The organism is Hydrogenophaga sp., from assembly GCF_051007235.1.
Classification (GTDB): Bacteria; Pseudomonadota; Gammaproteobacteria; order Burkholderiales; family Burkholderiaceae_C; genus Hydrogenophaga.
Genome location: NZ_JBPCSJ010000566.1, coordinates 1 through 25,347, shown reverse-complemented (window position 1 = coordinate 25,347; position 25,347 = coordinate 1). Strand labels below are relative to the sequence as shown.

The following is a 25,347-nucleotide window of genomic DNA, read 5'->3' as shown; positions in this document are numbered from 1 at the left end:
GTGCTCCACACGCCATCGGCCCCGACCAGCGCATCGGCCTGCCAACTCTGTCCGCTGGTGCTTTGCACCACCACACCTTCGGTGGATTCTGACCAGTCTGCGATGGTTTGACCCCAGGCGGTCTGCACGCCTGCAGCCTGCGCCGCGTCCCACAGCAAGGCATGCAAATCGGCTCGGTGGATGGTGGCATACGGTGCGCCATACAAGGTCTGTGCCCTCTTGCCCAGACGCAGGCTGCCCAGCACCTGCCCGGTCTGGGCATCGCGGGCCTGCAAACGCTGGGGTAATGCGGCCACGCGGGCCAAAGCGTCCTGCAAGCCCCAGGCCTGCAAGATGCGCGTCACGTTCGGCCCGATCTGGATGCCCGCCCCTACCTCGCTGAACTGCGCAGCCCGCTCCAGCAACTGCACCGCCACGCCTTGGCGCGCGCAGGCCAGCGCCGCCGCCAGCCCGCCGATGCCGCCACCTGCGATCACCACCTGTTTGCGCTCGTTTCTTGTCATGCGTCAATTGTGCACGGCGCTTGGTCCGTTCAAAAAATTGGACAATCGAAGGCTATGACGACGATCAAATCTCCTGAACTTTTATTGCCTGCGGGCTCGCTGGAAAAAATGCGCGCCGCCTACGACTTTGGTGCCGACGCCATTTATGCCGGCCAGCCGCGCTATAGCCTGCGAGCGCGCAACAACGAATTCAAGCTCGAACAAATCGGCATCGGCATTGCCGAAGCCCACGCCCGGGGCAAGAAGTTTTTCGTCACCAGCAACCTGCTGCCGCACAACGACAAGGTGCGCACCTACCTGCGCGACATCGAACCCGTCATCGCCATGAAGCCCGACGCGCTGATCATGGCCGACCCGGGCCTGATCATGATGGTGCGCGAGAAATGGCCCGAAATGCCCATCCACCTGTCGGTGCAGGCCAACACCGTCAACTGGGCGGCGGTGAAGTTCTGGCAGAAGGTGGGCGTGGCCCGCATCATCCTGAGCCGCGAACTGAGCCTGGACGAAGTCGAAAAAATCCGCCAGGAATGCCCGGACATGGCGCTGGAGGTGTTTGTGCACGGCGCGCTGTGCATCGCGTATTCGGGCCGTTGCCTGCTGTCGGGTTACTTCAATCGCCGCGACCCCAACCAGGGCACCTGCACCAACGCTTGTCGCTGGAGTTACGGCACCCAAGAAGCCACCGACGTGACCGACTCTGGCGAGGTCCAGCCCGTGCGCATGGCGGGTGACTTCAACTTCGAGCAGGAACAGGAAAACGCCGACAAAGCTTTCTCGGCCTGTGGCGACGGCCAGCGCCACCCCGCCGCCGACAAGGTCTACCTGATCGAGGAAGCCGGTCGCCCCGGCCAGCTGATGCCGATCATGGAGGACGAGCACGGCACCTACATCATGAACAGCAAGGACCTGCGCGCCGTCGAGCACGTTGGCAGGCTGGCCGCCATGGGCATCGACTCGCTCAAGATCGAGGGCCGCACCAAGAGCCACTACTACGTGGCGCGCACCGCCCAGGTCTACCGCCGTGCCATTGACGACGCCTTGGCCGGCAAGCCCTTCAACCCCGAGCTGCTGCTCGAACTCGAAGGCCTGTCCCACCGCGGCTACACCGGCGGTCTGATGGAGCGCCGCCCGGCGCAGGACTACCAGAACTACATCAGCGGCCACAGCGAAAGCCACCGCAGCCAGTTCGTGGGCGAGGTGCTGCGGGTGCGCGAAGACGGCTGGGCCGAGGTCGAGACCAAGAACCGCTTCGCGGTCGGCGACCGGCTGGAGGTCATCCACCCCAGCGGCAACCGCGTGGTCGAACTGACCGCCATGCAGAACCAGAACGGCGAGGCCATCACCGTCGCCCAGGGCAGCCCGATCAAGGTCTGGGTGCCGCTGGTCCCGCTCCACGCCCCCAGCGAAGGCGCCTTGATCGCGCGGATGCTCTGACGCGGGAGGCGCCGGGTCAGCTGACCTGGCGCTTGTCCATCTTGCGGGCCAGGGTGCGGCGGTGCATGCCCAGGCGGCGCGCGGCTTCCGAGATGTTGAAGCCGGTCTCGGCCAGCACCTCGTGGATGCGTTCCCACTCCAGCGTCTTGATGGAGCTGGGGCGGTTGGAGATCTGCACCTCGGTGTTGCCGGCGTGCTGGCCAAAGGCTTCTTCGATGTCGTCGGTGTTGGAGGGCTTGGCCAGGTAGTGGCAGGCGCCGAGCTTGACCGCTTCGACCGCGGTGGCGATGCTGGCGAAGCCGGTCAGCACCACGATGCGCATCGCACCGCTGGCCGTGTGCAGCGCCTGTACGCAGGCCAGGCCCGAGGCTTCGCCCTTGATCTTGAGATCCACCACCGCGAAGCCGGGGGTGCATTGCTCCAGCACGCCCTGCACCTCGGTCAGGCTGGTGGCCTGGACCACGCGGTAGCCGCGGCGCTCGAACGAGCGGCTGAGGGTGCGCGCGAAGGCCTCGTCGTCCTCCACCAGCAACAGCAGGCGTTCTTCAGTGTCCATGGTCGTGTGCCGTCGGGCCTTGCAGAGCGATGGATGACAGGGGCAGGCGGATCGTGACCTCGGCCCCGCCGCCGGGGAGGTTGCGCGCCGACACGTTGCCACCCAGCGTGCGCGCCACGTTGAACACCAGGAACAGCCCAAGGCCCGCACCGGGCCGCTGTTTGGTGGACTGGTACGGGGTCCCCAGGCGGGCCAGGATCTGCGGCGCGAAGCCGGGTCCCCGATCGGTCACCACCAGGCTCAGGTCTCCGTCCTGTTGCGCCGCGGTCAGCCGCACCCAGCCTGGCGAGACCTCGCGGGCATTGTCCAGCAGGTTGAAGACCATCTGTTTGAATGTCGTGTCCGACACCATGGGAATGTCCTGCGCGAGGGTGTTCTCGCACACGAACTGGTCAATCGAACGGGTGTCGCGCCACTCTTTGACCAACGTGTCCACAAAAGCCCGTGCCGTGGTCAGGGCGGACGCTTCGCTGCGGGCTTCACCGGCCGACAGCAGGATGCCGCTGACGATGCTTTTGCACCGCAGCATCTGGGTCTGCATCTCGGCGATGTCGTCGCGCAGGGTGGCGTCGCCCGCCAGGCGCGGGTCGCGCGCCCAGTCGCCCAGGATCACCGCCACGGTCGCCAGCGGCGTGCCCAGTTCGTGGGCGGCGCCGGACGCCAGCAGCCCCATGCGCACGATGTGGTCCTCTTCCGCCCGGCGCCGGCGCGCTGCGGCCAGGCGGGCATCGCGTTCGCGCAGGTTGTGCTGGATGCGGGTGATGAAGTAGCTCACCAGGGTGGCGTTGAGCACGAAGCAGACGATCAGGCCAAAGGCGTAGAGGCTGGAAAAGCCGTCCTTGAGGTCGTGCACCAGCGGCAGCGGCTGGTGGTACTGCGTCAGACCGGCCACGCACAGGGTCGTGAGGATCACCATGGACCAGATGTAGCCCCCGCGCAGCAGCACCGCCCCCAGGGTGACCTGCAACAGGTAGAGGAACACAAAGGGGTTGCCGATGCCGCCGCTGAGGTACAGCTGCACGGTGAGCACGCCCACGTCCACCAGCAAGGCCACGAACAGCTCCGACGCGTGCACCTGCAGCTTCGGGCGCAGCTTCAGCCGCAGCATGCTGATGGTGTTGAACAGCACCAGACCGCCGATCACCACCAGCATCTCGCGGTACGGCAGGGCCAGGCCCAGGGCGAAGTGGGCGGCCTCGATGGTGACCACTTGGCCAAACACCGCGGTCCAGCGCAGATACACCAGCTGCTGGAGGTTCTTCAGATCGGCGGCCGCGTGCACCGACAGCGCCGTGTCGGGGATCGCGGCGGCCGGTGTTTCAGCGGGTGCAGGGCTCATGGGCTCAGGGTCAGGAATGGGGACCGGCAATCGCCCGGCGGCATTCATAGCCTGCCACAGCCCAACCCGCCCCCACGACCATCAGGGCCAAGCCGTACCAGGTCAGGGCGTAGACCAGGTGGCTGTTGGCGAAGCGGACCACGGTCAAGCCGGGTCGGGGCCAGACGGCGTCGGCATCGGCATGGGCACCGGCGGTCGCGGCGGTCTGGCCGGGTCGCCCGGCGTCCACAAAAAACGGGGCCGCCGGTGCGATCTGCACCGCCTGGCTCATGGCGGCCACGTCGCGCGAGTACCAGCGCTGGTTCGCGGGGTCGTTGTCGCGCAGAAAGCCACCACCGGATTCGGTCATCCGCAGCAAGCCCTGCACGACCATGTGTGCGTCGGCGCCACCGGCTGGGGCAGCCGAGCCCAGCCACTGGGCGCGCTGCGCCTGCGGCACAAAACCCCGGTTGACCCAGACGGGTGGCGCGCGATCGGGCTGCAACGGCGTCATGATCCAGAAACCGCTGCCCAGCTCGCTGACCGCCTGCACCAGCAGGGTCTGGCGGTACAGCCAGCGCCCCTGCAGCTCCACGGGCAGGTATTCGTGGCTGGCCGCGCTGACGGTGGGCCAGTCGCGCGGCGGCGGCAGGGGCACCGCGGGCGCCCCCACACGCGCTTGCACGCGCTCGATCAGGTCCAGCTTCCAGGCCCGGCGCTGGACCTGCCAGGTGCCCAGCGCCACAAACGTGAGGAACAGGGCCAGCAGCAGCGCCGCGATGGCCCAGCGCCGCCCCGCGCGGCGGTGGCCGGGCATGGATGGATAAGGCACCCAGGCCGCCAGCAGCGCCGGACGGCGGCACCAGCGGGGGATGCGCCGGCATCATGTTGCTGTTCATGTGGAACATGACCCACAAGGTGCCCGCGATGGCGATGGCCACGAAGACCACGGTGAACAGGGTGGACAGCATCGCCCAGCCGCCGTCGACCTTGCCGTTCATGTGCAGGAAACACACCATGTGCACCAGGATCTGCACCACCGCGAACGCCCCGAGCACGAGCACGGCGGTGCGGCGTTCGGTGATGACGTCGGCCATGACCAGCCAGAACGGGATGGCGGTCAGCACGACCGACAGCAGGAAGCCGGTCATGTAGCCGGAAAACGTGCTGTGCGGGCCGACGTCACCGTGGTGGTCGCCGCTGTGGTGGTCAGTGTGGTGGTCGTTGTGGTGTTGGCCGTGTGCCGTGTCGTGCGTGCTCATCACAGCACCCCCATCAGGTAAACAAAGGTGAAAACGCCGATCCACACCACATCCAGGAAGTGCCAGAACATCGACAGGCACATCAGGCGGCGCTGGTTCTCGTGGATCAGGCCGCGCTGGCCGATCTGCACCATCAGCACCACCAGCCAGACCAGGCCGAAGGCCACGTGCAGCCCTTGGGTGCCGACCAGCGCGAAGAAGGCCGACAGGAAGGCACTGCGCTGCGGGCCGGCGCCCTGGTCGATCAGGTGGTGGAACTCGTACAGCTCCAGCCCCAGAAAACACAGACCCAGCAAACCGGTGACGCCCAGCCACAGCAGGGTGCCCTTCACGTCGCCCAGCTGCTTGCGCAGCATGGCGAAGCCGAAGGTGATGGACGAGAACAGCAGGAAGGCGGTGTTGATCGCCACCAGCTTCAGGTCGAACAGCTCGGCTCCCGTGGGGCCGGCGGCGTAGTTGCGGCCGAGCACACCGTAGGTGGCGAACAGCGCGGCGAAGATGAGGCAGTCGCTCATCAGGTAGAGCCAGAAGCCCAGCGAGGTGCCGTTGGGCGGGTGCGGCTCGTGCGCGAGGTGGTAGGAGCGGGCCGGCAGTGCGGCGCCGGCCGCGCCGGCGTGGAGGCTAAGTTCAGACATGGCGGGCAAGCAGTTGGGTGCGGGCGTTTTCCGTGGCGGTCACGTCATCGGCCGGGATGTGGAAGTCACGCTGGTAGTTGAAGGTGTGGACGATGGCGGCAAGCACCAGGGCGATGAACGACAGCCCGGCGAGCAGCCACATGTGCCAGATGAGCGCGAAACCCAGCACCAGGGACAGCGCCGAGATCACGACGCCGGCACCGGTGTTGGCGGGCATGTGGATGGGGGCGAAGCCGGTCAGCGGGCGCTGGTAGCCGTGCTGCTTCATGTCCCACCAGGCGTCGATCTCGTGCACCACCGGCGTGAAGGCAAAGTTGTAGGCCGGCGGGGGCGACGAGGTGGCCCACTCCAGCGTGCGGCCGTCCCAGGGGTCGCCGGTGAGGTCGCGGTTCTGGTCACGCCGCAGGACGCTGACCGCGATCTGGATCAGGAAGCAGACGATGCCCAGCGCGATCAGGAAGGCCCCGAACGCGGCGACCTGGAACCAGATCTGCAGCGAGCTGTCCTCGAAGTGGTTGGCGCGGCGGGTCACGCCCATCAGGCCCAGCACGTACAGCGGCATGAAGGCGACGTAGAAGCCCACCACCCACAGCCAGAAGGAGCGCACGCCCCAGGTGCGGTCGAGCTTGAAGCCAAAGGCCTTGGGGAACCAGTAGTTCATGCCGGCGAACAGGCCGAACAGCACGCCACCGATGATGACGTTGTGGAAGTGCGCGATCAGGAACAAGCTGTTGTGCAGCACGAAGTCGGCCGGGGGCACGGCCAGCAGCACGCCGGTCATGCCGCCAATGGCGAACGTCACCATGAAGGCCAGGGTCCACATCATGGGCAGCTCGAACCGGATACGCCCCTTGTACATGGTGAACAGCCAGTTGAAGATCTTCGCGCCGGTCGGAATCGAGATGATCATGGTCGTGATGCCGAAGAAGGCGTTCACGCTCGCGCCCGAGCCCATGGTGAAGAAGTGGTGCAGCCAGACGATGTAGGACAGGATGGTGATGACCACCGTGGCGTAGACCATGGAGGTGTAGCCGAACAGGCGCTTGCGCGAGTAGGTGGCCACCACCTCGGAGAAGATGCCGAACGCGGGCAGGATCAGGATGTACACCTCGGGGTGGCCCCAGATCCAGATCAGGTTCACGTACAGCATGGGGTTGCCGCCCAGGTCGTTGGTGAAGAAGTTGGTGCCGACGTAACGGTCCAGCGACATCAGCACCAGGGCGGCGGTGAGCACGGGGAACGAGGCCACGATCAGCGCGTTGGTGCACAACGAGGTCCAGGTGAAGACCGGCATCTTCATCAGGCTCATGCCCGGTGCGCGCATCTTGACGATGGTGACGATCAGGTTGATGCCCGAGAGCGTGGTGCCCACACCCGCGATTTGCAGCGACCAGATGTAGTAGTCCAGCCCCACCCCGGCGTTCTGCGCCCCCAGGTTGGACAGCGCCAGCCAGCCCGAGGTGGAAAACTCGCCCAGGAACAGGGAGGCCATCACCAGCACGGCACCGGCGGTGGTCATCCAGAAGCTGAAGTTGTTGAGGAACGGGAAGGCCACGTCCCGCGCGCCGATCTGCAGGGGCACCAGGTAGTTCATCAGGCCCGTGACCAGCGGCATGGCCACGAAGAAGATCATGATCACGCCGTGGGCGGTGAAGATCTGGTCGTAGTGGTGCGGCGGCAAATAGCCCATGTTGTCGCCAAAGGCCATGGCCTGCTGCAGCCGCATCATCACGGCGTCGGCAAAGCCGCGCAGCAGCATCACGATGCCCAGCACCATGTACATGATCCCGATCTTCTTGTGGTCGATGCTGCAGAACCAGTCCTTCCACAGCGTGCCCCAGAGGCGGTACTTGGTGATCAGGGCGAACGTCGCGGTGCCACCCAGCACGACGGCGACGAAGGTCCAGAGGATGATCGGATCGTGCGCCATGGGAATGGCGTCCCAGGTGAGCCGACCCAGGGCCCAGTGGGCTTCGGTAGGGAGAGTGGATGACATGGTGTGGGTTCCGGGACGTCGATCCGCGGCCTGCGCACCGGCAGGCGGCGGATCAGAAGGTCATGGGCGATCGCTGGCGTAACGGGCCACCTTGGCGTCCAGCGCCGCGATGACCTGGACGGACTCTTCTGCGGTGCAGATGTCCTGGGGCAGGTTCAGGCCCTGGGCCCGTGCGTAGGCCTCGCCGCCCATCGCATCGATGGCCATCATGTGGTGCATGCACATCTTTCCGTCCTCCACGCAGCGGTTGAGCACCTTGTCGTAGAGGCCGGCTTCGACCGTGGCGAAACGCTGCACCGGGTCGCGCTGGCTCGGCTCGGCCAGCTTCACGAAGGTGGGCCGGTCCAGGGCCTGCCCTTCGGCCTTGGCTTTCTGCACCCACTGCTCGAAATCGGCGTCGCTCAGGCCGTGGAACTTGAAGGTCATGCCCGAGAAGCCCGCTCCGCTGTAGTGGGAGGACTTGCCCTCGTACACGCCGGCCTTGTTGATGACCGCGTTGAGCTCGGTCTGCATGCCGGGCATGGTGTAGATCATGCCGGCCAGGTCGGGCACGTAGAACGCGTTCATGGTCGTGGTGGACGTGAGCTTGAACAGGATGGGCCGGTTCACCGGCGCCGCCAGTTCGTTGACGGTGGCAATGCCCTGCTCCGGGTAGAAGAACAGCCACTTCCAGTCCATCGCCACCACCTGCACCTCCAGCGGCTGCACGCCGGGCTGCAGGGCCTGCGTCGCGGAGATGCGGTCCAGCGGACGGTAGGGATCGAGCTTGTGGGTGCCGATCCAGGTGATGGCGCCCAGCGCGATGACGATCAGCAGCGGCCCGCTCCAGATCACCAGCTCCAGCACGGTCGAGTGGTGCCAGTCGGGCGCGTAGTCGGCCTCGGTGTTGGCGGTGTTGGTGGCGCGGTACTTCCAGGCAAACCACAGCGTGAGCGCGATCACCGGGACGATGATCAGCAGCATGAGCAGGGTCGCCTGGACCACGAGCTGGCCCTGCTGGGCCGCGACGTCACCGGCGGGGTTCAGCACGACGGCCTGGGCGCAGCCGGTCAATGCGGCGACCGCGCCGGCCGACGCAGACCAGCGGCACACCCGCAACGGCCACTGAAGGCTTTGACGAAACATGGGAGACCAGACTTTCTTAGGGGTAAATGCGGATGACAAAGATCAAAACATTCGCGAATTTACCGACCCCCACCGTTTTGTCGATTGGACATTTTGTCCAATGTCAATTCTTTGCCGGCGCGTTTACGCTATGGCCAGCCCGCAAAGCCCCCAGCTTGCCGCCACCTCGACCGGCGTGTACAAGGGCTCCCAGAACACCTTTTCTCCGGAACCTGCCATGACCCACCCCGCCCCGGCCCGCCTCCACCCGGCCGGCTTCCAGGAAAGCCCGGCCGCCCTCTCGCGGGCCGACACCCATGAAGAAGTCACCTCCGGCGAGATCGCGGTCGGGGTGGTCATCGGGCGCGCTTCCGAATACTTCGACTTCTTTGTCTTCGGCATCGCCTGCGTCCTGGTGTTCCCGGGTTTGCTGTTCCCGTTCCTGTCGCCGCTGCACGGCACGCTGTCGGCCTTCGCCCTGCTGGCCGTGGCCTTTGTCGCCCGCCCGGTGGGCACAGCCCTGTTCATGGCGGTGCAGCGTCACTGGGGCCGTGGCACCAAGCTCACCCTGGCGCTGTTCCTGCTGGGCATCTGCACCGTTGGCATGGCGTTCCTGCCGGGGCACGCCACGCACGGCGACGCGGTCATCGTGGCGCTGCTGTTGCTGCGCATTGGCCAGGGCCTGGCGCTGGGCGGCTCCTGGGACGGGCTGCCCTCGCTGCTGGCCATGTCGGCTCCGCCCGAGCGCCGCGGCTGGTACGCCATGCTCGGCCAGCTCGGCGCGCCGCTGGGCTTTGTGCTCGCCGCCGGCCTGTTTGCCTACCTGCGGGGCAGCCTGAGCGAACAGGATTTCCTGGCCTGGGGCTGGCGTTACGCCTTCTTCGTGGCCTTTGCCATCAACGTGGTGGCCCTGTTCGCGCGCCTGCGCCTGGTGGTGGGACAGTCGTACGACCGGCTGCTGGCCGAGCGTGAACTGCAACCCGTGGCCGCCAGCCGGGTGTTGCGCGAAGAAGGGCGCAGCGTGCTGCTGGGCGCCTTTGCCGCCCTGGCCAGCTTCGCCCTGTTCCACCTGGTCACGGTGTTCCCGCTGTCGTGGATCGTGCTGCAGGGCAGCCAGCCGGTGACCGAGGTGCTGAGCGTGCAGGTGGTGGGCGCCTTCCTGGCCGCGGGCGCGGTGATGCTCTCAGGCTGGCTGGCCGACCGGGTGGGCCGGCGCAACCTGCTGGGCACCATGGCGGTGCTGATCGGCGTGTTCAGCCTGGTCACGCCCTGGATGCTGGGCAACGGCAGCGGTGGCAACAACCTGTTCCTGCTGGCCGGTTTCGTGCTGCTGGGCCTGTCGTACGGCCAGGCCTCGGGCACGGTCACCTCCAGCTTCTCGCCCCAGTACCGCTACACCGGCGCGGCCCTGTCGACCGACCTGGCCTGGCTGGTGGGCGCCGCCTTTGCGCCCCTGGTGGTGCTCGGCCTGTCGGCCCAGTTCGGGCTGGTCGCGGTCTCGGTGTACCTGCTCTCGGGCGTGGCCTGCACCTTGGGCGCCCTGCGCATCAACCGCCTGATCGAACGTCAGGGGGCCTGAGCCTCGCTCAACCGGGCGCGGGCCGTTGGTGTCGGCTCTGCACCCGCGCCCAGCGCTCAGTTTTGCGGGCTGGCGGCCGATACACAGGGCATGTCCCGTTCGCTGCAAGCCCCCGGCCTCCGCCGGCACCACGTCCTGTTCTGGCTGCTGCTGTGGTCGATCGCCTGGCCGGCGCTGGTGCTGGCGGCCTCCCCGCCAGCGCAGGAACCGGAGTGGACGCCCTCCCGCGACGGGCAATGGCTGCTCCAGCGCAGCACTGGCCTGGTCTGGCAGCGCTGCCTGGTGGGCATGCAGTGGAACGGCAAGGACTGCGTCGGCCAACCCCAATGGGCCGACCACATGCAGGCCTCGGCCCTGGCCCGCCAGCGCGCCAAGGCCGACGCCCTGCCCTGGCGCCTGCCCCACCTCAAGGAACTGCAGGTGCTCGCCCAGCTGGGCCAGCAAAAAGCCCGGCCACGGCTGCTGCCCGAATCCACCGAGGGCTGGGTCTGGACAGCGTCCATCCCCATCGAGGTGCGCAACGTCAACCCCTACAACTACGGCAACGTGATGAACGGGGTGAGCGGGCAGAACGTGAGCCAGCTGAAGTTCCTGCACGCCTGGGTGGTCAACACGGCCACCGGCGAATCGCGCGACGACGTGCTCAAGCGCACCCCCATGTTCGTGCGCCTAGTGCGCAAAGCCGACGCGCCCTGAGCGGCCTTTCGCGTGTCACCATGGGCGGGTGTTCAACCACCCCAGGAACCCCCATGAGCGACCACGACACCCAGATCAGCGGCCACCGCAACCAACAGGTGGGCGGCAGCGACACCCTGGCCGTCGGCACCGACCTGAGCATCAGCATCGGCCGCAACCGCGTCGAGACCGTGGGCAAGAGCAGCCTGCTGACCGTGGGCAAGCAGCTGCGTGTGGAGGCCGCTGACGAGATCGCCCTGGTGGTGGGCGCCGCCAGCATCGTGCTCAAGAAGGACGGCAGCATCACCATCCGGGGTAAGAACATCGACCTGATCGGATCGGGAAAGATCAACGTGAAGGCCTCCGGCGACCTCGCACTCAAAGGCAGCAAGATCGTGGACAACTGAGGAGGTGTGAGCCCCCGCGCACATGGCGGCGCCGTGGCCGCAGGCGCGGGTCGCTACCATCGGTCCATGCCTCTTTCACCGACCACCCCCGTGGCCCACGCTGTCCTGCAGCAGCTGGCCGACATCGCACAGCGCTACCCCAGCCCCCGCGTGCGCCGCCTGCACGTGCCCCGGCGCTCGCCCGAGGCGGGCGTGCACGACGCCGAGTTCTGCGCCATCGAGCTGGAAGACGGCGCCTTTGGCCTGTCCTACGTGCTGCTGGGCGACACGCTGGAGGCCTTGCTGGCCGCCCACGGCAGCGCTGGTGCCGCACCGCTGGCCGGCGCCGACGCCATGGCCCTGGCGCAGCGCCTGGCCGACGGCAGCGAGGTGGAACGCGCCATCGCCCTGGCCGCCATCAACGCGCTGACCGACTCGGTCTGGCGCCGCGCGGGCTACGAGCCACCGCCGGCCGGCAATTCGCTGGGCGACGTGGTGCTGGGGCCGCAGGACCACCTGGGCATGATCGGCTTTTTTCCGCCGCTGGTGCAGCGCGTGGCCGACGCCGGCGGGCGCCTCTCGGTGGTGGAGATGAACCCCGAGATGGTGGCCCGCCAGCACGAGCGCTACCCGCACATCACCATCGGCCTGGACCGCGCGCTGCTGGCGCCCTGCAACCTGGTGGTGGGCACCTCGACCATGCTGCTCAACCACACGCTGGACGCCATGCTCGCCGCAGCGCCGAACGCACAGCGCTTTGCCGTGATCGGCCCCTCGGCCGGGCTGTGGCCCGACGCGCTGTTCGAGCGCGGCGTGACGCTGCTGGGCGGCACCCGCGTGACCGATGCGGCGGCCTTCAGCGCCGCCATGGCCGCCGGCGAGAGCTGGAGCAGCGCCACCCGCAAGTTCGCCATCGACCGCGCGACCTGGCCCGGCTGGCGCGCCCTCACCGGCAGCCCCTGATGCGAAAGGGTCTGGTCTACGGCACCCTGGCCTACGGGCTCTGGGGCCTGTTCCCGTTTTTCTTCAAACAGCTGCAGCACGTCCCGTCGCTGCAGGTGGTGCTGCACCGCATGGTCTGGTCGCTGGTGTTCGTGCTGCTGGTGCTGGCGGTGCTGCGCCGCTGGGCCTGGCTGGGCGATGTGCGCCGGCGCCCGCGGCTGCTGGCCGTCTTCGCCGCCTCGTCGGCCCTGCTGGCCTGCAACTGGCTGACCTACATCTGGGCGGTGAACAACGGTCACGTGCTGGACGCCAGCCTGGGCTATTTCATCCTGCCGCTGGTGAACGTGGCGCTGGGCTTCCTGTTCCTGCACGAACGCCCGCGCCCCGCTCAGTGGCTGGCCTTTGGCACCGCCGCGGCCGGCGTGCTGTGGCTGGCCCTGCTCACCGGCCATGTGCCGTGGATCGCATTGGGACTGGCGCTGTCGTTCGGTTTCTATGGCCTCATCCGCAAGCTGGCGCCGCTGGGGGCGCTCGAAGGCATGTCGCTGGAAACCCTGCTGCTGGCGCCAGTGGCGGCTGCGGCCCTGCTCTGGGGCCAGCACAGCGGCACCCTGCCGGCGCAGGATGCACACACCTGGCTGCTGTTTGCGCTCAGCGGGCCGGTCACCGCGGTGCCGCTGCTGCTGTTCTCGGCCGGCGCGCGGCGCATCCCGCTGTCCACCATGGGCGTGCTGCAGTACATCACGCCCACCATCCTGCTGTTCCTGGGCACCCTGCTCTACGACGAGCCCTTTTCCGGCCCGCGAATGATCGGGTTCGCGCTCATCTGGACCGCGCTGTTGCTGTACTCGGCCGACAGCTGGCGTCACCACACCCGCCCGGTCGGCACCTAAGGCGACGCTGAACAAGTCTCCGCGGATGCGCTCGCCCGCTGTCGGGATGGACTGCAAGGCGCAAAACGCAGACGGGCCGGGCGGCCCGGCGAGGCTTTGCAACGCGGCAGACCGCCCGAGAGCGGGATGAGCGCGCCGCGAGGGACTTGATCAGCGTTGCCCTAAAAAACAAAAGGCCCGGGGCTATAACGCCACGGGCCTTTTGTCATGCGGCCCTCAGGCCGATGGGACCGCTCAGGCGGTCGCTTCCTTCGCGTTGTCCACGTACTCTTCGATCTGGTCGAAGTTCAGGTACTTGTAGATCGCCGCGCCGTCCTTGTTCACGATACCCATGGCTTCGTGGTACTCGGCCACCGTCGGGATCCTGCCCAGCTTGGACGCGATCGCAGCCAGCTCGGCCGAGGCCAGGTACACGTTGGTGTTCTTGCCCAGGCGGTTGGGGAAGTTGCGGGTCGAGGTGGACACCACGGTCGCGCCTTCGCGCACCTGCGCCTGGTTGCCCATGCACAGCGAGCAGCCCGGCATTTCGGTGCGGGCACCGGCGGCGCCGAAGCTGGCGTAGTGACCTTCCTTGATCAGCTCGCTATCGTCCATCTTGGTGGGCGGCGCGACCCACAGCTTGACCGGGATGTCACGCTGGCCACCCAGCAGCTTGGCCGCCGCGCGGAAGTGGCCGATGTTGGTCATGCACGAACCGATGAAAGCTTCGTCGATCTTGGTACCGGCCACATCGGACAGGGTCTTGGCGTCGTCCGGATCGTTGGGGCAGCAGAGGATGGGCTCCTTGATGTCGGCCAGGTCGATCTCGATGACATGCGCGTATTCGGCGTCCTTGTCGGCTTCGAGCAGGTTGGGGTTGGCCAGCCAGGCCTCGACCTTCTCGATGCGGCGCTGCAGGGTGCGCTTGTCTTCGTAGCCGTCGGCGATCATGTTCTTCATCAGCACGATGTTGCTGGTGAGGTATTCCTTGATCGGCTCTGGGTTGAGCTTGATGGTGCAACCGGCGGCCGAGCGCTCGGCCGATGCGTCGGAGAGTTCAAACGCTTGCTCGACCTTGAGGTTGGGCAGGCCTTCGATTTCCAGAATGCGGCCGGAGAATTCGTTGATCTTGCCGGCCTTGGCCACCGTCAGCAAACCTTGCTTGATGGCGTACAGCGGAATCGCGTGGACCAGATCGCGCAGGGTCACGCCGGGCTGCATTTCGCCCTTGAAGCGCACCAGCACCGACTCGGGCATGTCCAGCGGCATCACGCCGGTGGCGGCGCCGAAGGCCACCAGACCGGAGCCGGCCGGGAAGGAGATGCCGATCGGGAAGCGGGTGTGTGAGTCACCGCCGGTGCCCACGGTGTCGGGCAGCAGCAGGCGGTTGAGCCAGCTGTGGATCACGCCGTCGCCCGGGCGCAGGGCCACGCCACCGCGGCTGCTGATGAACTTGGGCAGTTCGCGGTGCGTCTTCACGTCCACCGGCTTGGGGTAAGCCGCGGTGTGGCAGAAGGACTGCATCACCAGATCGGCGCTGAAGCCCAGGCAGGCCAGGTCTTTCAGTTCGTCGCGGGTCATGGGACCGGTGGTGTCCTGCGAACCGTCGGTGGTCATCTTCGGCTCGCAATAGGTACCGGGGCGCACGCCCTGACCTTCGGGCAGGCCCACGGCACGGCCGACCATTTTTTGCGCCAGGGTGAAACCGGCCTGGGTGGCGGTGGGCACGCTGGGCAGGCGGAACAGGGTCGAGGCGGGCAGGCCCAGGAACTCGCGTGCCTTGGCGGTGAGCGAGCGGCCGATGATCAGGTTGATGCGGCCGCCGGCGCGCACTTCGTCGAACAGCACGTCGCTCTTGAGCTTGAACTCGGCCACGGTTTCGCCGTTCTTGACCAGCTTGCCGTCGTAGGGCAGCACGTCGATGACGTCGCCCATTTCCAGCTTGCTCACGTCCACTTCAATGGGCAGCGAACCGGAGTCTTCCTGCGTGTTGAAGAAGATGGGGGCGATCTTGCCGCCCAGGGTCACGCCGCCGAAGCGCTTGTTCGGCACGAACGGGATGTCCTGGCCGGTGGCCCAGACCACGCTGTTGGTAGCCGACTTGCGCGAAGAACCGGTACCCACCACGTCGCCCACGTAGGCGACCAGGTGGCCCTTTTTCTTCAGGTCTTCGATGAACTTCATCGGACCGCGCTTGCCGTCTTCCTCGGGCTTGAAAGCCGCGTCGGGGCGGGTGTTCTTCAGCATCGCGAGGTAGTGCATCGGGATGTCCGGGCGCGTGGTGGCGTCCGGGGCGGGCGACAGGTCGTCGGTGTTGGTCTCGCCGGGCACCTTGAACACGGTGACGGTGATCTTCTTCTCGACTTCCGGACGGCTGGTGAACCACTCGGCGTCGGCCCAGCTCTGCATCACGTCCTTGGCCACGGCGTTGCCGGCCTTGGCCTTCTCGGCCACGTCGTTGAAGTAGTCGAACATCAGCAGCGTCTTCTTGAGCGCCGCGCCGGCCACGGTCGCCACCTCGACGTCGTCCAGCAGCTCGATCAAAGGGTGCACGTTGTAGCCGCCCACCATGGTGCCCAGCAGCTCGGTGGCCTTGGACTTGGAAATCAGGCCGACCTGGATGTCACCGTGCGCCACGGCGGCCAGGAAGCTGGCCTTGACCTTGGCGGCGTCGTCCACGCCCGGGGGCACACGGTGCGTCAGCAGGTCCATCAGGAACGCGTCTTCGCCGGCGGGCGGGTTCTTGATCAGTTCGATCAGGGCGGCGACCTGCTTGGCGTCGAGCGCCAGCGGGGGAATGCCCAGGGCGGCGCGTTCAGCGACGTGGGCGCGGTAGTCGGTCAGGAAGGTCGACATGGCGTTCTCCGGTGGGGTGGGTGATGGTTGGAAAAAATTCATGCAAGAAACCAGCCACGCACCGTTTCGGGCAGGGGGTGCCCGGTCTGGTGCGCGCGTTCGATCACTTGCCAGTAGTAGCGGTAGCTGGCGCGGTCGTGCAGGCGCCCGTCGTGCTGCACCGGCGCCCAGTCGGCGGCGGCAGCGGCTTCGATGATGGCCAGGGCCGTCTCGATCTCGGCCTCGGCGGGTGAAAACGCGGTGACGATGGTGCGGATCTGGTCCGGGTGGATGCTCCACATCCGCGTGTAACCCAGTTCGCTGGCCGCGCGCCGCACGGCTTGCTGCAGCGCGGGCAGGTCCTTGAACTCGGTGACCACGTTGTGCGAAGGCACCTTGCCGTGGGCGTGGCAGGCGGCCGCCATCTCGACCTTGGCGCGCAGCACGTGCGGGTGGCTGAACTGACCGGCCAGCGTCATGGCGGACGCGGGGATCGCGCCACCGTGGGCCGAGACGAAGTCCATCAGGCCGAAGCTCAGGGACTGCACGCGCGGGTGCGCGGCGATGTCGAAAGCGCGGTGCACCGCAGCGGGCGACTCGATCAGCACGTGCAGCGGCAGCGAGGTGGCCCCGGCCGCGTCCAGCGCCGCGGCGGCGCGTTCGACATCGGCCACCGACTCGACCTTGGGCACCATCAGGTGGCAGAGCTGGCGCCCTGCCTGGCCGGCAATGGTGGCCACGTCGGCGTCAAAGTGCGGGTGGTCCACCGGGTGCACGCGGGCCGCCACGCGGGCGCCCGCCGGTGCGGCCAGCGCCAGTTCGGTGACCAGGGCCGCGTGTTCGGCCTCGCCACCGACGGGGGCGCCGTCCTCGCAGTCCAGCGTGACGTCGAAGACGCAGGCACCGAACTCCGCCGTCAGCTCGGCCTGCAGCTGCAGGCTTTTGCGCATCCGCGCAGGCGCACCGCTGTAGTGGTCGCAGACCGGCAGCGCGAACGCGCCGGCCTGGGCCCCCACAAGGATGTCGCGCGGGTGCGGTTTCACCGAGTTACCAAGCGGTTACCGACTCAGAGCAGGTGCTTGACGCCGTCTTGCTCGCCCTGCAGCTCGGCCAGGGTCTTGTTGATGCACTCTTGCGAGAAGGCGTCGATCTCCAGGCCTTCGACGACCTTGTACTCGCCGTTGGCGCAGGTCACGGGGAAGCCGAACATCACGTCCTTGGGGATGCCGTACCAGCCTTGCGACGGGATGCCCATCGTGACCCATTCGCCGTTGGTGCCCAGGGCCCAGTCGCGCATGTGGTCGATGGCGGCGTTGGCGGCCGAGGCGGCGCTGGACAGGCCACGCGCGTCAATGATGGCGGCACCGCGCTTGCCGACGGTGGGCAGGAACACGTCTTTGTTCCAGACCTGATCGTTGATCATGTCCTTGACCGAAGCGCCGTCGATGGTGGCGAAGCGGTAGTCGGCGTACATGGTGGGCGAGTGGTTGCCCCACACGGCCAGCTTCTTGATGGAGGACACGGCCTTGCCGGTCTTGGCGGCCAGCTGGCTGGCGGCACGGTTGTGGTCCAGGCGCAGCATGGCGGTGAAGTTGCCCGGCTTCAGATCGGGGGCCGACTTCATGGCGATGTAGGCGTTGGTGTTGGCGGGGTTGCCGACCACCAGGACCTTGACGTCGCGGCTGGCCACGGCGTTCAGGGCCTTGCCCTGGGCGGTGAAGATGGCACCGTTGATGGCCAGCAGTTCGGCGCGCTCCATGCCGGGGCCACGCGGACGCGAACCGACCAGCAGGGCGTAGTCGGTGTCCTTGAAGGCGGTCATCGGGTCGCTGTGGGCTTCCATGCCGGCCAGCAGCGGGAAGGCGCAGTCTTCGAGTTCCATCATCACGCCCTTGAGCGCCTTCTGTGCCTTCTCGTCCGGAATTTCCAGCAGTTGCAGGATCACGGGCTGGTCCTTGCCCAGCATCTCGCCGGAGGCGATGCGGAACAGCAGGGCGTAACCGATCTGACCTGCGGCGCCGGTGACGGCAACACGAACGGGCTTCTTGCTCATGGTGAAAACTCCAGAAAGGGCGTTGAAAAATAAAGGAAAACCAGTGGGAATGAACCCGGACCAGACACCACGGCTGCACGGGCGGGCCAGCGAAAAGTGGTTCAGGAACAGCCCGCGAGTGTACCCGCGTAAACCCGCAGGCGTCAATTTGTCTTATGTCTTATATAAGATATGATTGACGAGACCGCTGGGCATTTCCGGCGGTACCATTGCGTCCGCAAAAACCATGGCCACCCTGCCCGCATCACCCGTCGACCCCCTCCTGCCGGAACCGCCCGCAGGCGGCGAACCCTCGGCACCGGGCACCCCCGCCTTCAGCCCGCTGTACCAGCAGATCAAGACCCTGATCCTGCGCAGCCTGCAGGCCGGCGAATGGAAGCCAGGCGACATGATCCCGAGCGAACTGGAACTGGCCGCGCGCTTTCGGGTCAGCCAGGGCACGGTGCGCAAGGCCATCGACGAACTGGCCACCGACAACCTGCTGGTGCGCCGCCAGGGCAAGGGCACGTTCGTGGCCACGCACGCCGAGCAGCACATCCAGTACCGTTTTCTTCGGGTGCTGCCCGATGCCGAATCCCCCGACGCCCAGGGGCCCGCCGAGCGCCGCATCATCGAATGCCGCCGCCTGCGCGCGCCGGCCGAGGTGGCCCGTCAGCTCGCGCTGCGCACCGGTGACCCGCTGCTGCTGGTCAAGCGGGTGCTGGCTTTTTCGGGCGCACCGACCATTCTGGAAGACATCTGGCTGCCTGGCGGCCCCTTCAAGGGCCTGACACAGGAAACCCTGGCCGGCGACAAGGGGCCGATGTACGCCCTGTTCGAAGCCGAGTTCGGCGTGCGCATGGTGCGTGCGGTCGAGCGCATCAAGGCGGTGGGCGCCGACGCCGACGCCGCCACGCTACTGGGTGTCGAGATCGGGCATCCGCTGCTGAGCGTGGAGCGCCTGGCCTACACCTACAACGACGTGCCCATGGAACTGCGCCGCGGCCTCTACCGCACCGACACCCGGCACTACCACAACGAATTGAGCTGACGAGGGCGCCCAATGTCACTGGTCGATAGTCTGTTGTCAGCCTCAGGTATGTTGCGTTGCAATAGAATTTGCCGGCCTGTGGCTTGAGTTACCAACAAGTTACAAGCCACCATCCGATCTCCGTTCCCCCCTCCACAAGAATCCCAGTTCCCCAACGGAAGAAAGCCCCACCCCATGACCGAGTTGAGCAAAAAGCGGCCCGAGTTCCGCAACATCAATGCGTTCAAGGACCTGACCACCTACCGGCTGCCCCTGGCCGGCTGGGTGTCGATCCTGCACCGCGCCAGCGGTGGCCTGATGTTCATCCTGCTGCCCCTGATCGTCTGGCTGTTCGACACCTCGGTGTCGTCGGAAATTTCCTATGACGTGTTCAAGTCGGCCTTCAGCGCGGGTCTGGGTTTTGTGCCGGGCTGGTTCATGAAACTGGTGGCCCTGGCCCTGATCTGGGCCTACCTGCACCACCTCATCGCCGGCGTGCGCCACCTGTACATGGACATGGCCCACGCGGTGAGCAAAGAGTTCGGCAAGAGCTCGGCCGTCTTCACGCTGGCCCTGTCCATTGGCCTGACGCTGATCCTCGGCGCCAAGCTGTTCGGTCTGTACTGATTTCCGGGAGGCACACACATGTCTTATGGTTCCAAGCGCGTCGTCACCGGCGCCCACTACGGCCTGCGCGACTGGCTGGCACAACGCATCACGGGCGCCCTGGTGGCCCTGTTCACCCTCATCGTGCTGGTGCAGGTCCTGTTCACCAGCGGCCCGATCGGCTACGAAGCCTGGTCCGGCATCTTCTCCGCCCAGTGGATGAAGACCCTGACCTTTGCCGTGTTCGTGGCCCTGGCCTGGCACGTCTGGTTCGGCATGCGCGACATCTGGATGGACTACGTCAAGCCCACCGGTATCCGCCTGGCCCTGCACGTTTTCACCATCGTCTGGCTCGTGTCCTGCCTGGGCTGGGCTGTTCAAGTTCTCTGGAGACTCTGATCCATGTCCACCACCGCATCCCTCCCCAAGCGCAAGTTTGACGTGGTCATCATCGGGGCCGGCGGCTCCGGCATGCGAGCCTCCCTGCAACTGGCCCGCGCCGGCCTCAACGTGGCCGTGCTCTCCAAAGTCTTCCCCACCCGCTCGCACACCGTGGCCGCGCAGGGTGGCGTGTCCGCTTCGCTGGGCAACATGAGCGAAGACAACTGGCACTACCACTTCTACGACACCATCAAGGGTTCCGACTGGCTGGGTGACCAGGACGCCATCGAATTCATGTGCCGCGAAGCCCCGAAGGTGGTCTACGAGCTCGAACACTTCGGCATGCCGTTCGACCGCAACCCCGACGGCACCATCTACCAGCGCCCCTTCGGCGGCCACACCGCCAACTACGGTGAAAAGCCGGTGCAGCGCGCCTGCGCAGCCGCCGACCGCACCGGCCACGCCATGCTGCACACCCTGTACCAGCAAAACGTGGCCGCCCGCACCACGTTTTTTGTGGAATGGATGGCACTGGACCTGATCCGTGACGCCAGTGGCGACGTCGTCGGCGTGACCGCGCTGGAGATGGAAACCGGCGAGACCTACGTGCTCGAAGCCAAGACGACGCTGCTGGCCACCGGTGGCGCCGGCCGCATTTTCGCGGCGTCGACCAACGCCTTCATCAACACCGGCGACGGCCTGGGCATGGCCGCCCGCGCCGGCATCCCGCTGCAGGACATGGAGTTCTGGCAGTTCCACCCGACCGGCGTGGCCGGCGCGGGCGTGCTGCTGACAGAAGGCTGCCGCGGAGAAGGCGCCATCCTGCTCAACAGCAATGGTGAGCGTTTCATGGAGCGCTACGCGCCCACCCTGAAGGACCTGGCGCCGCGCGATTTCGTCTCGCGCTGCATGGACCAGGAAATCAAGGAAGGCCGCGGCTGTGGCCCCAACAAGGACTACGTGCTGATGAAGCTCGACCACCTCGGTGCCGAGACCATCCGCAAGCGTCTGCCCTCGGTGGAAGAAATCGGCCACAACTTCGCCAATGTTGACATCACGCGCGAACCCATCCCGGTCGTGCCCACCATCCACTACCAGATGGGTGGCATCCCCACCAACATCCACGGCCAGGTCGTCGCCCCCGATGGCAACGGCGGCCAACAAATCGTCAACGGCCTGTACGCCGTCGGCGAGTGTGCCTGCGTGTCGGTGCACGGCGCCAACCGCCTGGGCACCAACTCCCTGCTGGATCTGCTGGTGTTCGGCCGCGCGGCCGGCAACCACATTGTCGACTTCAACGACAAGAACAAGACCCACAAGCCCCTGCCCGCGGATGCGGCCGACAAGACCCTGGCACGCCTGGCGCGCCTGGACGGCTCCAGCAGCGGCGAGTACGCACAGGACGTCGCCAACGACATCCGCGCGACCATGCAGCAGCACGCGGGCGTGTTCCGCACCCAGGCGTCGATGGACGAGGGCGTGCAGAAGATCAACGCCATGCGCGCACGCGTGAACGCGATCACGCTGGCCGACAAGTCCAAGATCTTCAATACCGCGCGTATTGAAGCGCTGGAAGTGGACAACCTGATCGAAGCCGCTCAGGCCACCATGACGTCGGCTGCGGCCCGCAAGGAATGCCGTGGCGCCCACACGGTGAACGACTACGAGCGCCCGGCCGACGACGCCCAGTTCCCGCTGGGTCGCAACGACGCTGAGTGGATGAAGCACACGCTGTGGGACAGCGCCACCAACAGCCTGTCGTACAAGCCCGTCAACCTGCAGCCGCTGACCGTGGCGTCCGTGCCCCCGAAGGTCCGCACCTTCTAAGCCCCCAAGCCTCGCCTCACGAAGCCCGGAGAACAACACCATGGCCCTTCGCACATTCAAGATCTACCGCTACGACCCGGAAAAGGACGCCAAGCCGTACATGCAGACCATCCAGGTCGAGCTCGACGGCCAGGAGCGCATGCTGCTCGACGCGCTGATGAAGCTCAAGAAAGTCGATCCCTCCATCTCCTTCCGCCGCTCCTGCCGCGAAGGCGTGTGCGGATCGGACGCGATGAACATCAACGGCAAGAACGGTCTGGCCTGCCTGACCAACATGAACACGCTCAAGGGCGACATCGTGCTCAAGCCGCTGCCCGGCCTGCCAGTGGTGCGCGACCTGATCGTGGACATGACGCTGTTCTTCAAGCAGTACCACTCGATCAAGCCGTACCTGATCAACGAGACGCCGGCGCCCCAGCGTGAGCGCCTGCAGAGCCCCGAAGAGCGTGAAGAGCTCAACGGACTGTACGAGTGCATCCTGTGCGCCAGCTGCTCGACCAGCTGCCCCAGCTTCTGGTGGAATCCGGACAAGTTCGTCGGCCCGGCCGGTCTGCTGCAGGCCTACCGCTTCATCGCCGACAGCCGCGACCAGGCCACCAGCGAACGTCTGGACAACCTGGAAGACCCGTACCGCCTGTTCCGCTGCCACACCATCATGAACTGTGTGGACGTCTGCCCCAAGAGCCTGAACCCGACCAAGGCGATCGGCAAGATCAAGGAACTGATGGTCAAGCGCGCCGTCTGAGGCCGCCTGCACATCGACACACCATGGACACCAGCAGCCCCGGCGACGCCCTGCTCGATCCGCGTGCCCTGAGCAAGCTGCGCTGGCGCTGCCGCCGCGGCTTGCTGGAAAACGACCTGTTCATTGAACAGTTCTTCGCCCGGCACGAATCTGGCTTGACCGTCAGCCAAGCCGAAGCTCTGGGCGTTCTAATGGACCTTTCCGACAACGACCTGCTCGATCTGTTGCTGGTTCGCAAGAAACCCGAGGGCGATCTGGCCCGCCCCGACGTCGTGCACGTGCTGGGCATGCTGATCGCCGCCCGGCGACCCGTTTGAAGCCTCTCCAACAAGGAAACCGCATGAAACTCGTAGACAACTAAGCCACCCTGTCGTTCTCCAATGGCAGCCCCAGCGTTGAAATGCCGGTGTACGGCGGCAGCATCGGTCCGGACGTGATCGACATCCGCAAGCTGTACGCACAGACCGGCATGTTCACCTACGACCCCGGCTTCCTGTCCACCGCTTCCTGCCAGTCGGCCATCACCTACATCGACGGCGACAAGGGTGAACTGCTGTACCGCGGCTACCCGATCGAGCAGCTGGCCACACAGTCCGACTACCTCGACACCTGCTACCTGCTGCTGAACGGCGAACTGCCCAACGAGAAGGAGCGTGGCGACTTCCACAAGCTCGTGATCAACCACACGATGGTCAACGAGCAGATGCAGTTCTTCCTGCGCGGCTTCCGCCGTGACGCCCACCCGATGGCCGTGCTGACCGGCCTGGTCGGCGCCCTGTCGGCCTTCTACCACGACAGCACCGACATCAACAACCCGGAACACCGCCGCATCGCCGCGATCCGTCTGATCGCCAAGAGGCCCACACTGGTGGCCATGTCCTACAAGTACGGCGTCGGCCAGCCCTACATGTACCCGCGCAACGACCTGAGCTACTCGGGCAACTTCCTGCGCATGATGTTCGGCACGCCGTGCGAGGAATACAAGGTCAACCCGGTGCTGGAAAAGGCGCTGGACCGCATCTTCATCCTTCACGCCGACCACGAGCAGAACGCCTCCACCTCCACCGTGCGCCTGTGCGGCTCGTCGGGCACCAACCCGTTTGCCGCCATTTCGGCCGGCGTGGCCTGCCTGTGGGGCCCCGCCCACGGCGGTGCCAACGAAGCCTGCCTGAACATGCTGGAAGACATCCAGCGCCAGGGCGGCGTGGCCAAAGTCGGTGAGTTCATGGAAAAGGTCAAGGACAAGAACTCCGGCGTCAAGCTGATGGGTTTCGGTCACCGCGTGTACAAGAACTACGACCCGCGCGCCAAGCTGATGCAGGAAACCTGCAACGAAGTGCTGGCCGAGCTGGGCCTGGAAAACGACCCGCTGTTCAAGCTGGCCAAGGAACTGGAAAAGATCGCCCTGGAAGACGACTACTTCGTTCAGCGCAAGCTCTACCCGAACGTGGACTTCTACTCCGGCATTGTGCAGCGCGCGATCGGCATCCCGGTCAGCCTGTTCACCGGCATCTTCGCGCTGGCCCGCACCGTGGGCTGGATCGCCCAGCTCAACGAAATGCTGGCCGACCCCGAGTACAAGATCGGCCGCCCGCGCCAGCTGTTCACCGGTGCCGCCCGCCGCGACGTGCCGGCTGGCTTCAAGCGCTGAGCGACACGACCCCCAGCAGGCTGCCGCCTGCTGCCGGTCCAACGCCCGCACGCCACCGCGCTGCGGGCGTTGTCTTTTTGAACGAATAAAATCGCGGGTTCCACAGACCCCACAGGACACTCCATGGGACGCACGCTCTACGACAAGATCTGGGACGAACACGTCGTCCATACCGAAGAGGACGGCACTGCCGTCCTCTACATCGATCGCCACCTCGTCCACGAAGTGACCAGCCCGCAGGCGTTTGAAGGCCTGCGCCAGGCGGGTCGCAAGGTCTGGCGGGTCAGCTCGGTGGTGGCCACCGCCGACCACAACACACCCACCACCGGTTGGGAACGCGGCTACGACGGCATCACCGACCCGATCAGCAAAGAGCAGATCACCACGCTGGACAGCAACATCGCCGAATTCGGCGCCGCAGCGTTCTTCCCCTTCATGTCCAAACGCCAGGGCATCGTGCACGTGATCGGTCCCGAGAACGGCGCCACCCTGCCGGGCATGACGGTGGTGTGCGGCGACAGTCACACCAGCACCCACGGCGCCTTCGGTGCGCTGGCCCACGGCATCGGCACCAGCGAGGTCGAGCACGTCATGGCCACGCAGACCCTGCTGGCCAAGAAGGCCAAGAACATGCTGGTCAAGGTCGAAGGGCAGCTGGCCAAAGGCGTGACCGCCAAGGACATCGTGCTGGCCATCATCGGCAAGATCGGCACCGCCGGTGGCACCGGTTACACCATCGAGTTCGGTGGCTCGGCCATCCGCTCGCTGAGCATGGAAGGCCGCATGACGGTCTGCAACATGGCCATCGAGGGCGGCGCACGCGCCGGTCTGGTGGCGGTGGACGAAAAGACCATCGATTACGTCAAGGGCCGCCCGCTCTCGCCCACCGGCTTGGAGTGGGACCAGGCCGTGGCCTACTGGAAGACGCTGCAATCGGACCCCGGTGCACACTTTGACGCCGTGGTGGAACTGGATGCC

General features: G+C 66.3%; 24 protein-coding genes and 1 pseudogene. 14 read left to right on the top strand and 11 right to left on the bottom strand.

What is annotated here, in order from left to right; all coding sequences use genetic code 11:
* The coding region (locus ACR2JA_RS20165; RefSeq protein WP_434010839.1) for an FAD-dependent monooxygenase at positions 1–503 on the bottom strand (503 nt) is incomplete at its 3' end.
* Between the two features lie 54 nt (positions 504–557).
* Between ACR2JA_RS20165 and yegQ the strand changes: the two genes are divergently transcribed.
* Entirely contained in the window at positions 558–1,937 is a 1,380-nt protein-coding gene (gene yegQ / locus ACR2JA_RS20160) for a tRNA 5-hydroxyuridine modification protein YegQ (RefSeq protein WP_434010838.1), read from the top strand.
* 16 nt (positions 1,938–1,953) lie between these two features.
* Here yegQ and ACR2JA_RS20155 read toward each other — a convergent pair whose 3' ends face one another.
* The 7 genes and pseudogenes from ACR2JA_RS20155 to cyoA form a co-directional block, all read right to left on the bottom strand.
* Positions 1,954–2,493 carry a response regulator transcription factor gene (locus tag ACR2JA_RS20155; RefSeq protein WP_434010837.1) on the bottom strand — a complete coding sequence of 180 codons (540 nt, stop codon included), beginning with the start codon at positions 2,491–2,493 and terminating at the stop codon, positions 1,954–1,956.
* On the bottom strand, positions 2,483–3,832 hold the full coding sequence (locus ACR2JA_RS20150; RefSeq protein WP_434010836.1) for an ATP-binding protein: 1,350 nt from the start codon (positions 3,830–3,832) through the stop codon (positions 2,483–2,485). The genes ACR2JA_RS20155 and ACR2JA_RS20150 overlap by 11 nt, the downstream gene beginning before the upstream one ends.
* 10 nt (positions 3,833–3,842) lie before the next feature.
* Entirely contained in the window at positions 3,843–4,628 is a 786-nt protein-coding gene (locus tag ACR2JA_RS20145; RefSeq protein ID WP_434010842.1) for an SURF1 family protein, read from the bottom strand.
* Positions 4,629–4,662: 34 nt separating this feature from the next.
* Positions 4,663–5,073, bottom strand: a pseudogene (gene cyoD, locus ACR2JA_RS20140) (cytochrome o ubiquinol oxidase subunit IV); the annotation flags it as partial.
* Positions 5,073–5,708 (bottom strand): cytochrome o ubiquinol oxidase subunit III, encoded by a 636-nt coding sequence (gene cyoC, locus ACR2JA_RS20135; protein WP_434010835.1) that lies wholly within the window; start codon positions 5,706–5,708, stop codon positions 5,073–5,075. The pseudogene cyoD and the gene cyoC, both read right to left, overlap by 1 nt.
* Positions 5,701–7,638: a cytochrome o ubiquinol oxidase subunit I gene (gene cyoB, locus ACR2JA_RS20130; RefSeq protein ID WP_434010841.1), complete on the bottom strand. Its 1,938-nt coding sequence runs from the start codon at positions 7,636–7,638 to the stop codon at positions 5,701–5,703. Before cyoB ends, cyoC begins: the two co-directional genes overlap by 8 nt.
* Before the next feature lie 126 nt (positions 7,639–7,764).
* The gene (cyoA, locus tag ACR2JA_RS20125; protein ID WP_434010834.1) at positions 7,765–8,829 is read right to left on the bottom strand and encodes a ubiquinol oxidase subunit II; all 1,065 of its coding nucleotides are present in this window, start codon (positions 8,827–8,829) and stop codon (positions 7,765–7,767) included.
* 217 nt (positions 8,830–9,046) lie between these two features.
* On the opposite strand from cyoA, the gene ACR2JA_RS20120 reads away from it, so the two are divergent.
* From ACR2JA_RS20120 to rarD, 5 genes are all read left to right on the top strand, one after another.
* Positions 9,047–10,387, top strand: a complete 1,341-nt coding sequence (locus ACR2JA_RS20120) for an MFS transporter (RefSeq protein WP_434010833.1) — start codon at positions 9,047–9,049, stop codon at positions 10,385–10,387.
* Between the two features lie 90 nt (positions 10,388–10,477).
* Positions 10,478–11,083, top strand: a complete 606-nt coding sequence (locus ACR2JA_RS20115; RefSeq protein WP_434010832.1) for an Lcl domain-containing protein — start codon at positions 10,478–10,480, stop codon at positions 11,081–11,083.
* 53 nt (positions 11,084–11,136) lie between these two features.
* Positions 11,137–11,469: a bacteriophage T4 gp5 trimerisation domain-containing protein gene (locus ACR2JA_RS20110; protein WP_434010831.1), complete on the top strand. Its 333-nt coding sequence runs from the start codon at positions 11,137–11,139 to the stop codon at positions 11,467–11,469.
* Positions 11,470–11,559: 90 nt separating this feature from the next.
* Complete coding sequence (locus tag ACR2JA_RS20105) at positions 11,560–12,411, top strand: Rossmann-like domain-containing protein (protein ID WP_434010830.1); 852 nt, start codon at positions 11,560–11,562, stop codon at positions 12,409–12,411.
* Positions 12,411–13,283 carry an EamA family transporter RarD gene (gene rarD / locus ACR2JA_RS20100; protein WP_434010829.1) on the top strand — a complete coding sequence of 291 codons (873 nt, stop codon included), beginning with the start codon at positions 12,411–12,413 and terminating at the stop codon, positions 13,281–13,283. The genes ACR2JA_RS20105 and rarD overlap by 1 nt, the downstream gene beginning before the upstream one ends.
* Before the next feature lie 234 nt (positions 13,284–13,517).
* Here rarD and acnB read toward each other — a convergent pair whose 3' ends face one another.
* Genes acnB through ACR2JA_RS20085 form a run of 3 tightly spaced genes read right to left on the bottom strand, consistent with a single transcriptional unit; the run spans position 13,518 to position 18,150 of the window.
* On the bottom strand, positions 13,518–16,118 hold the full coding sequence (gene acnB, locus ACR2JA_RS20095) for a bifunctional aconitate hydratase 2/2-methylisocitrate dehydratase (protein ID WP_434010828.1): 2,601 nt from the start codon (positions 16,116–16,118) through the stop codon (positions 13,518–13,520).
* A gap of 38 nt (positions 16,119–16,156) precedes the next feature.
* On the bottom strand, positions 16,157–17,140 hold the full coding sequence (locus ACR2JA_RS20090; protein ID WP_434010827.1) for an HpcH/HpaI aldolase/citrate lyase family protein: 984 nt from the start codon (positions 17,138–17,140) through the stop codon (positions 16,157–16,159).
* Between the two features lie 23 nt (positions 17,141–17,163).
* On the bottom strand, positions 17,164–18,150 hold the full coding sequence (locus tag ACR2JA_RS20085) for a malate dehydrogenase (protein WP_434010826.1): 987 nt from the start codon (positions 18,148–18,150) through the stop codon (positions 17,164–17,166).
* Positions 18,151–18,376: 226 nt separating this feature from the next.
* Between ACR2JA_RS20085 and ACR2JA_RS20080 the strand changes: the two genes are divergently transcribed.
* The 8 genes from ACR2JA_RS20080 to ACR2JA_RS20045 all read left to right on the top strand — a co-directional run.
* Positions 18,377–19,180 carry a GntR family transcriptional regulator gene (locus ACR2JA_RS20080; RefSeq protein WP_434010825.1) on the top strand — a complete coding sequence of 268 codons (804 nt, stop codon included), beginning with the start codon at positions 18,377–18,379 and terminating at the stop codon, positions 19,178–19,180.
* A 174-nt stretch (positions 19,181–19,354) separates the two neighbouring features.
* Complete coding sequence (sdhC, locus tag ACR2JA_RS20075; protein WP_434010824.1) at positions 19,355–19,786, top strand: succinate dehydrogenase, cytochrome b556 subunit; 432 nt, start codon at positions 19,355–19,357, stop codon at positions 19,784–19,786.
* Positions 19,787–19,804: 18 nt separating this feature from the next.
* Positions 19,805–20,164 carry a succinate dehydrogenase, hydrophobic membrane anchor protein gene (sdhD, locus tag ACR2JA_RS20070; RefSeq protein WP_434010823.1) on the top strand — a complete coding sequence of 120 codons (360 nt, stop codon included), beginning with the start codon at positions 19,805–19,807 and terminating at the stop codon, positions 20,162–20,164.
* A gap of 3 nt (positions 20,165–20,167) precedes the next feature.
* Positions 20,168–21,973, top strand: coding sequence for a succinate dehydrogenase flavoprotein subunit (sdhA, locus tag ACR2JA_RS20065; RefSeq protein ID WP_434010822.1), 1,806 nt, complete (start codon positions 20,168–20,170; stop codon positions 21,971–21,973).
* 40 nt (positions 21,974–22,013) lie between these two features.
* Positions 22,014–22,718, top strand: a complete 705-nt coding sequence (locus ACR2JA_RS20060; protein ID WP_434010821.1) for a succinate dehydrogenase iron-sulfur subunit — start codon at positions 22,014–22,016, stop codon at positions 22,716–22,718.
* Between the two features lie 23 nt (positions 22,719–22,741).
* Complete coding sequence (locus ACR2JA_RS20055; protein WP_434010820.1) at positions 22,742–23,035, top strand: succinate dehydrogenase assembly factor 2; 294 nt, start codon at positions 22,742–22,744, stop codon at positions 23,033–23,035.
* 50 nt (positions 23,036–23,085) lie between these two features.
* A complete protein-coding gene (gene gltA / locus ACR2JA_RS20050) occupies positions 23,086–24,369 on the top strand; it encodes a citrate synthase (protein WP_434010840.1) in 1,284 nt (427 codons plus the stop codon).
* A gap of 123 nt (positions 24,370–24,492) precedes the next feature.
* The coding region (locus tag ACR2JA_RS20045; protein ID WP_434010819.1) for an aconitase family protein at positions 24,493–25,347 on the top strand (855 nt) is incomplete at its 3' end.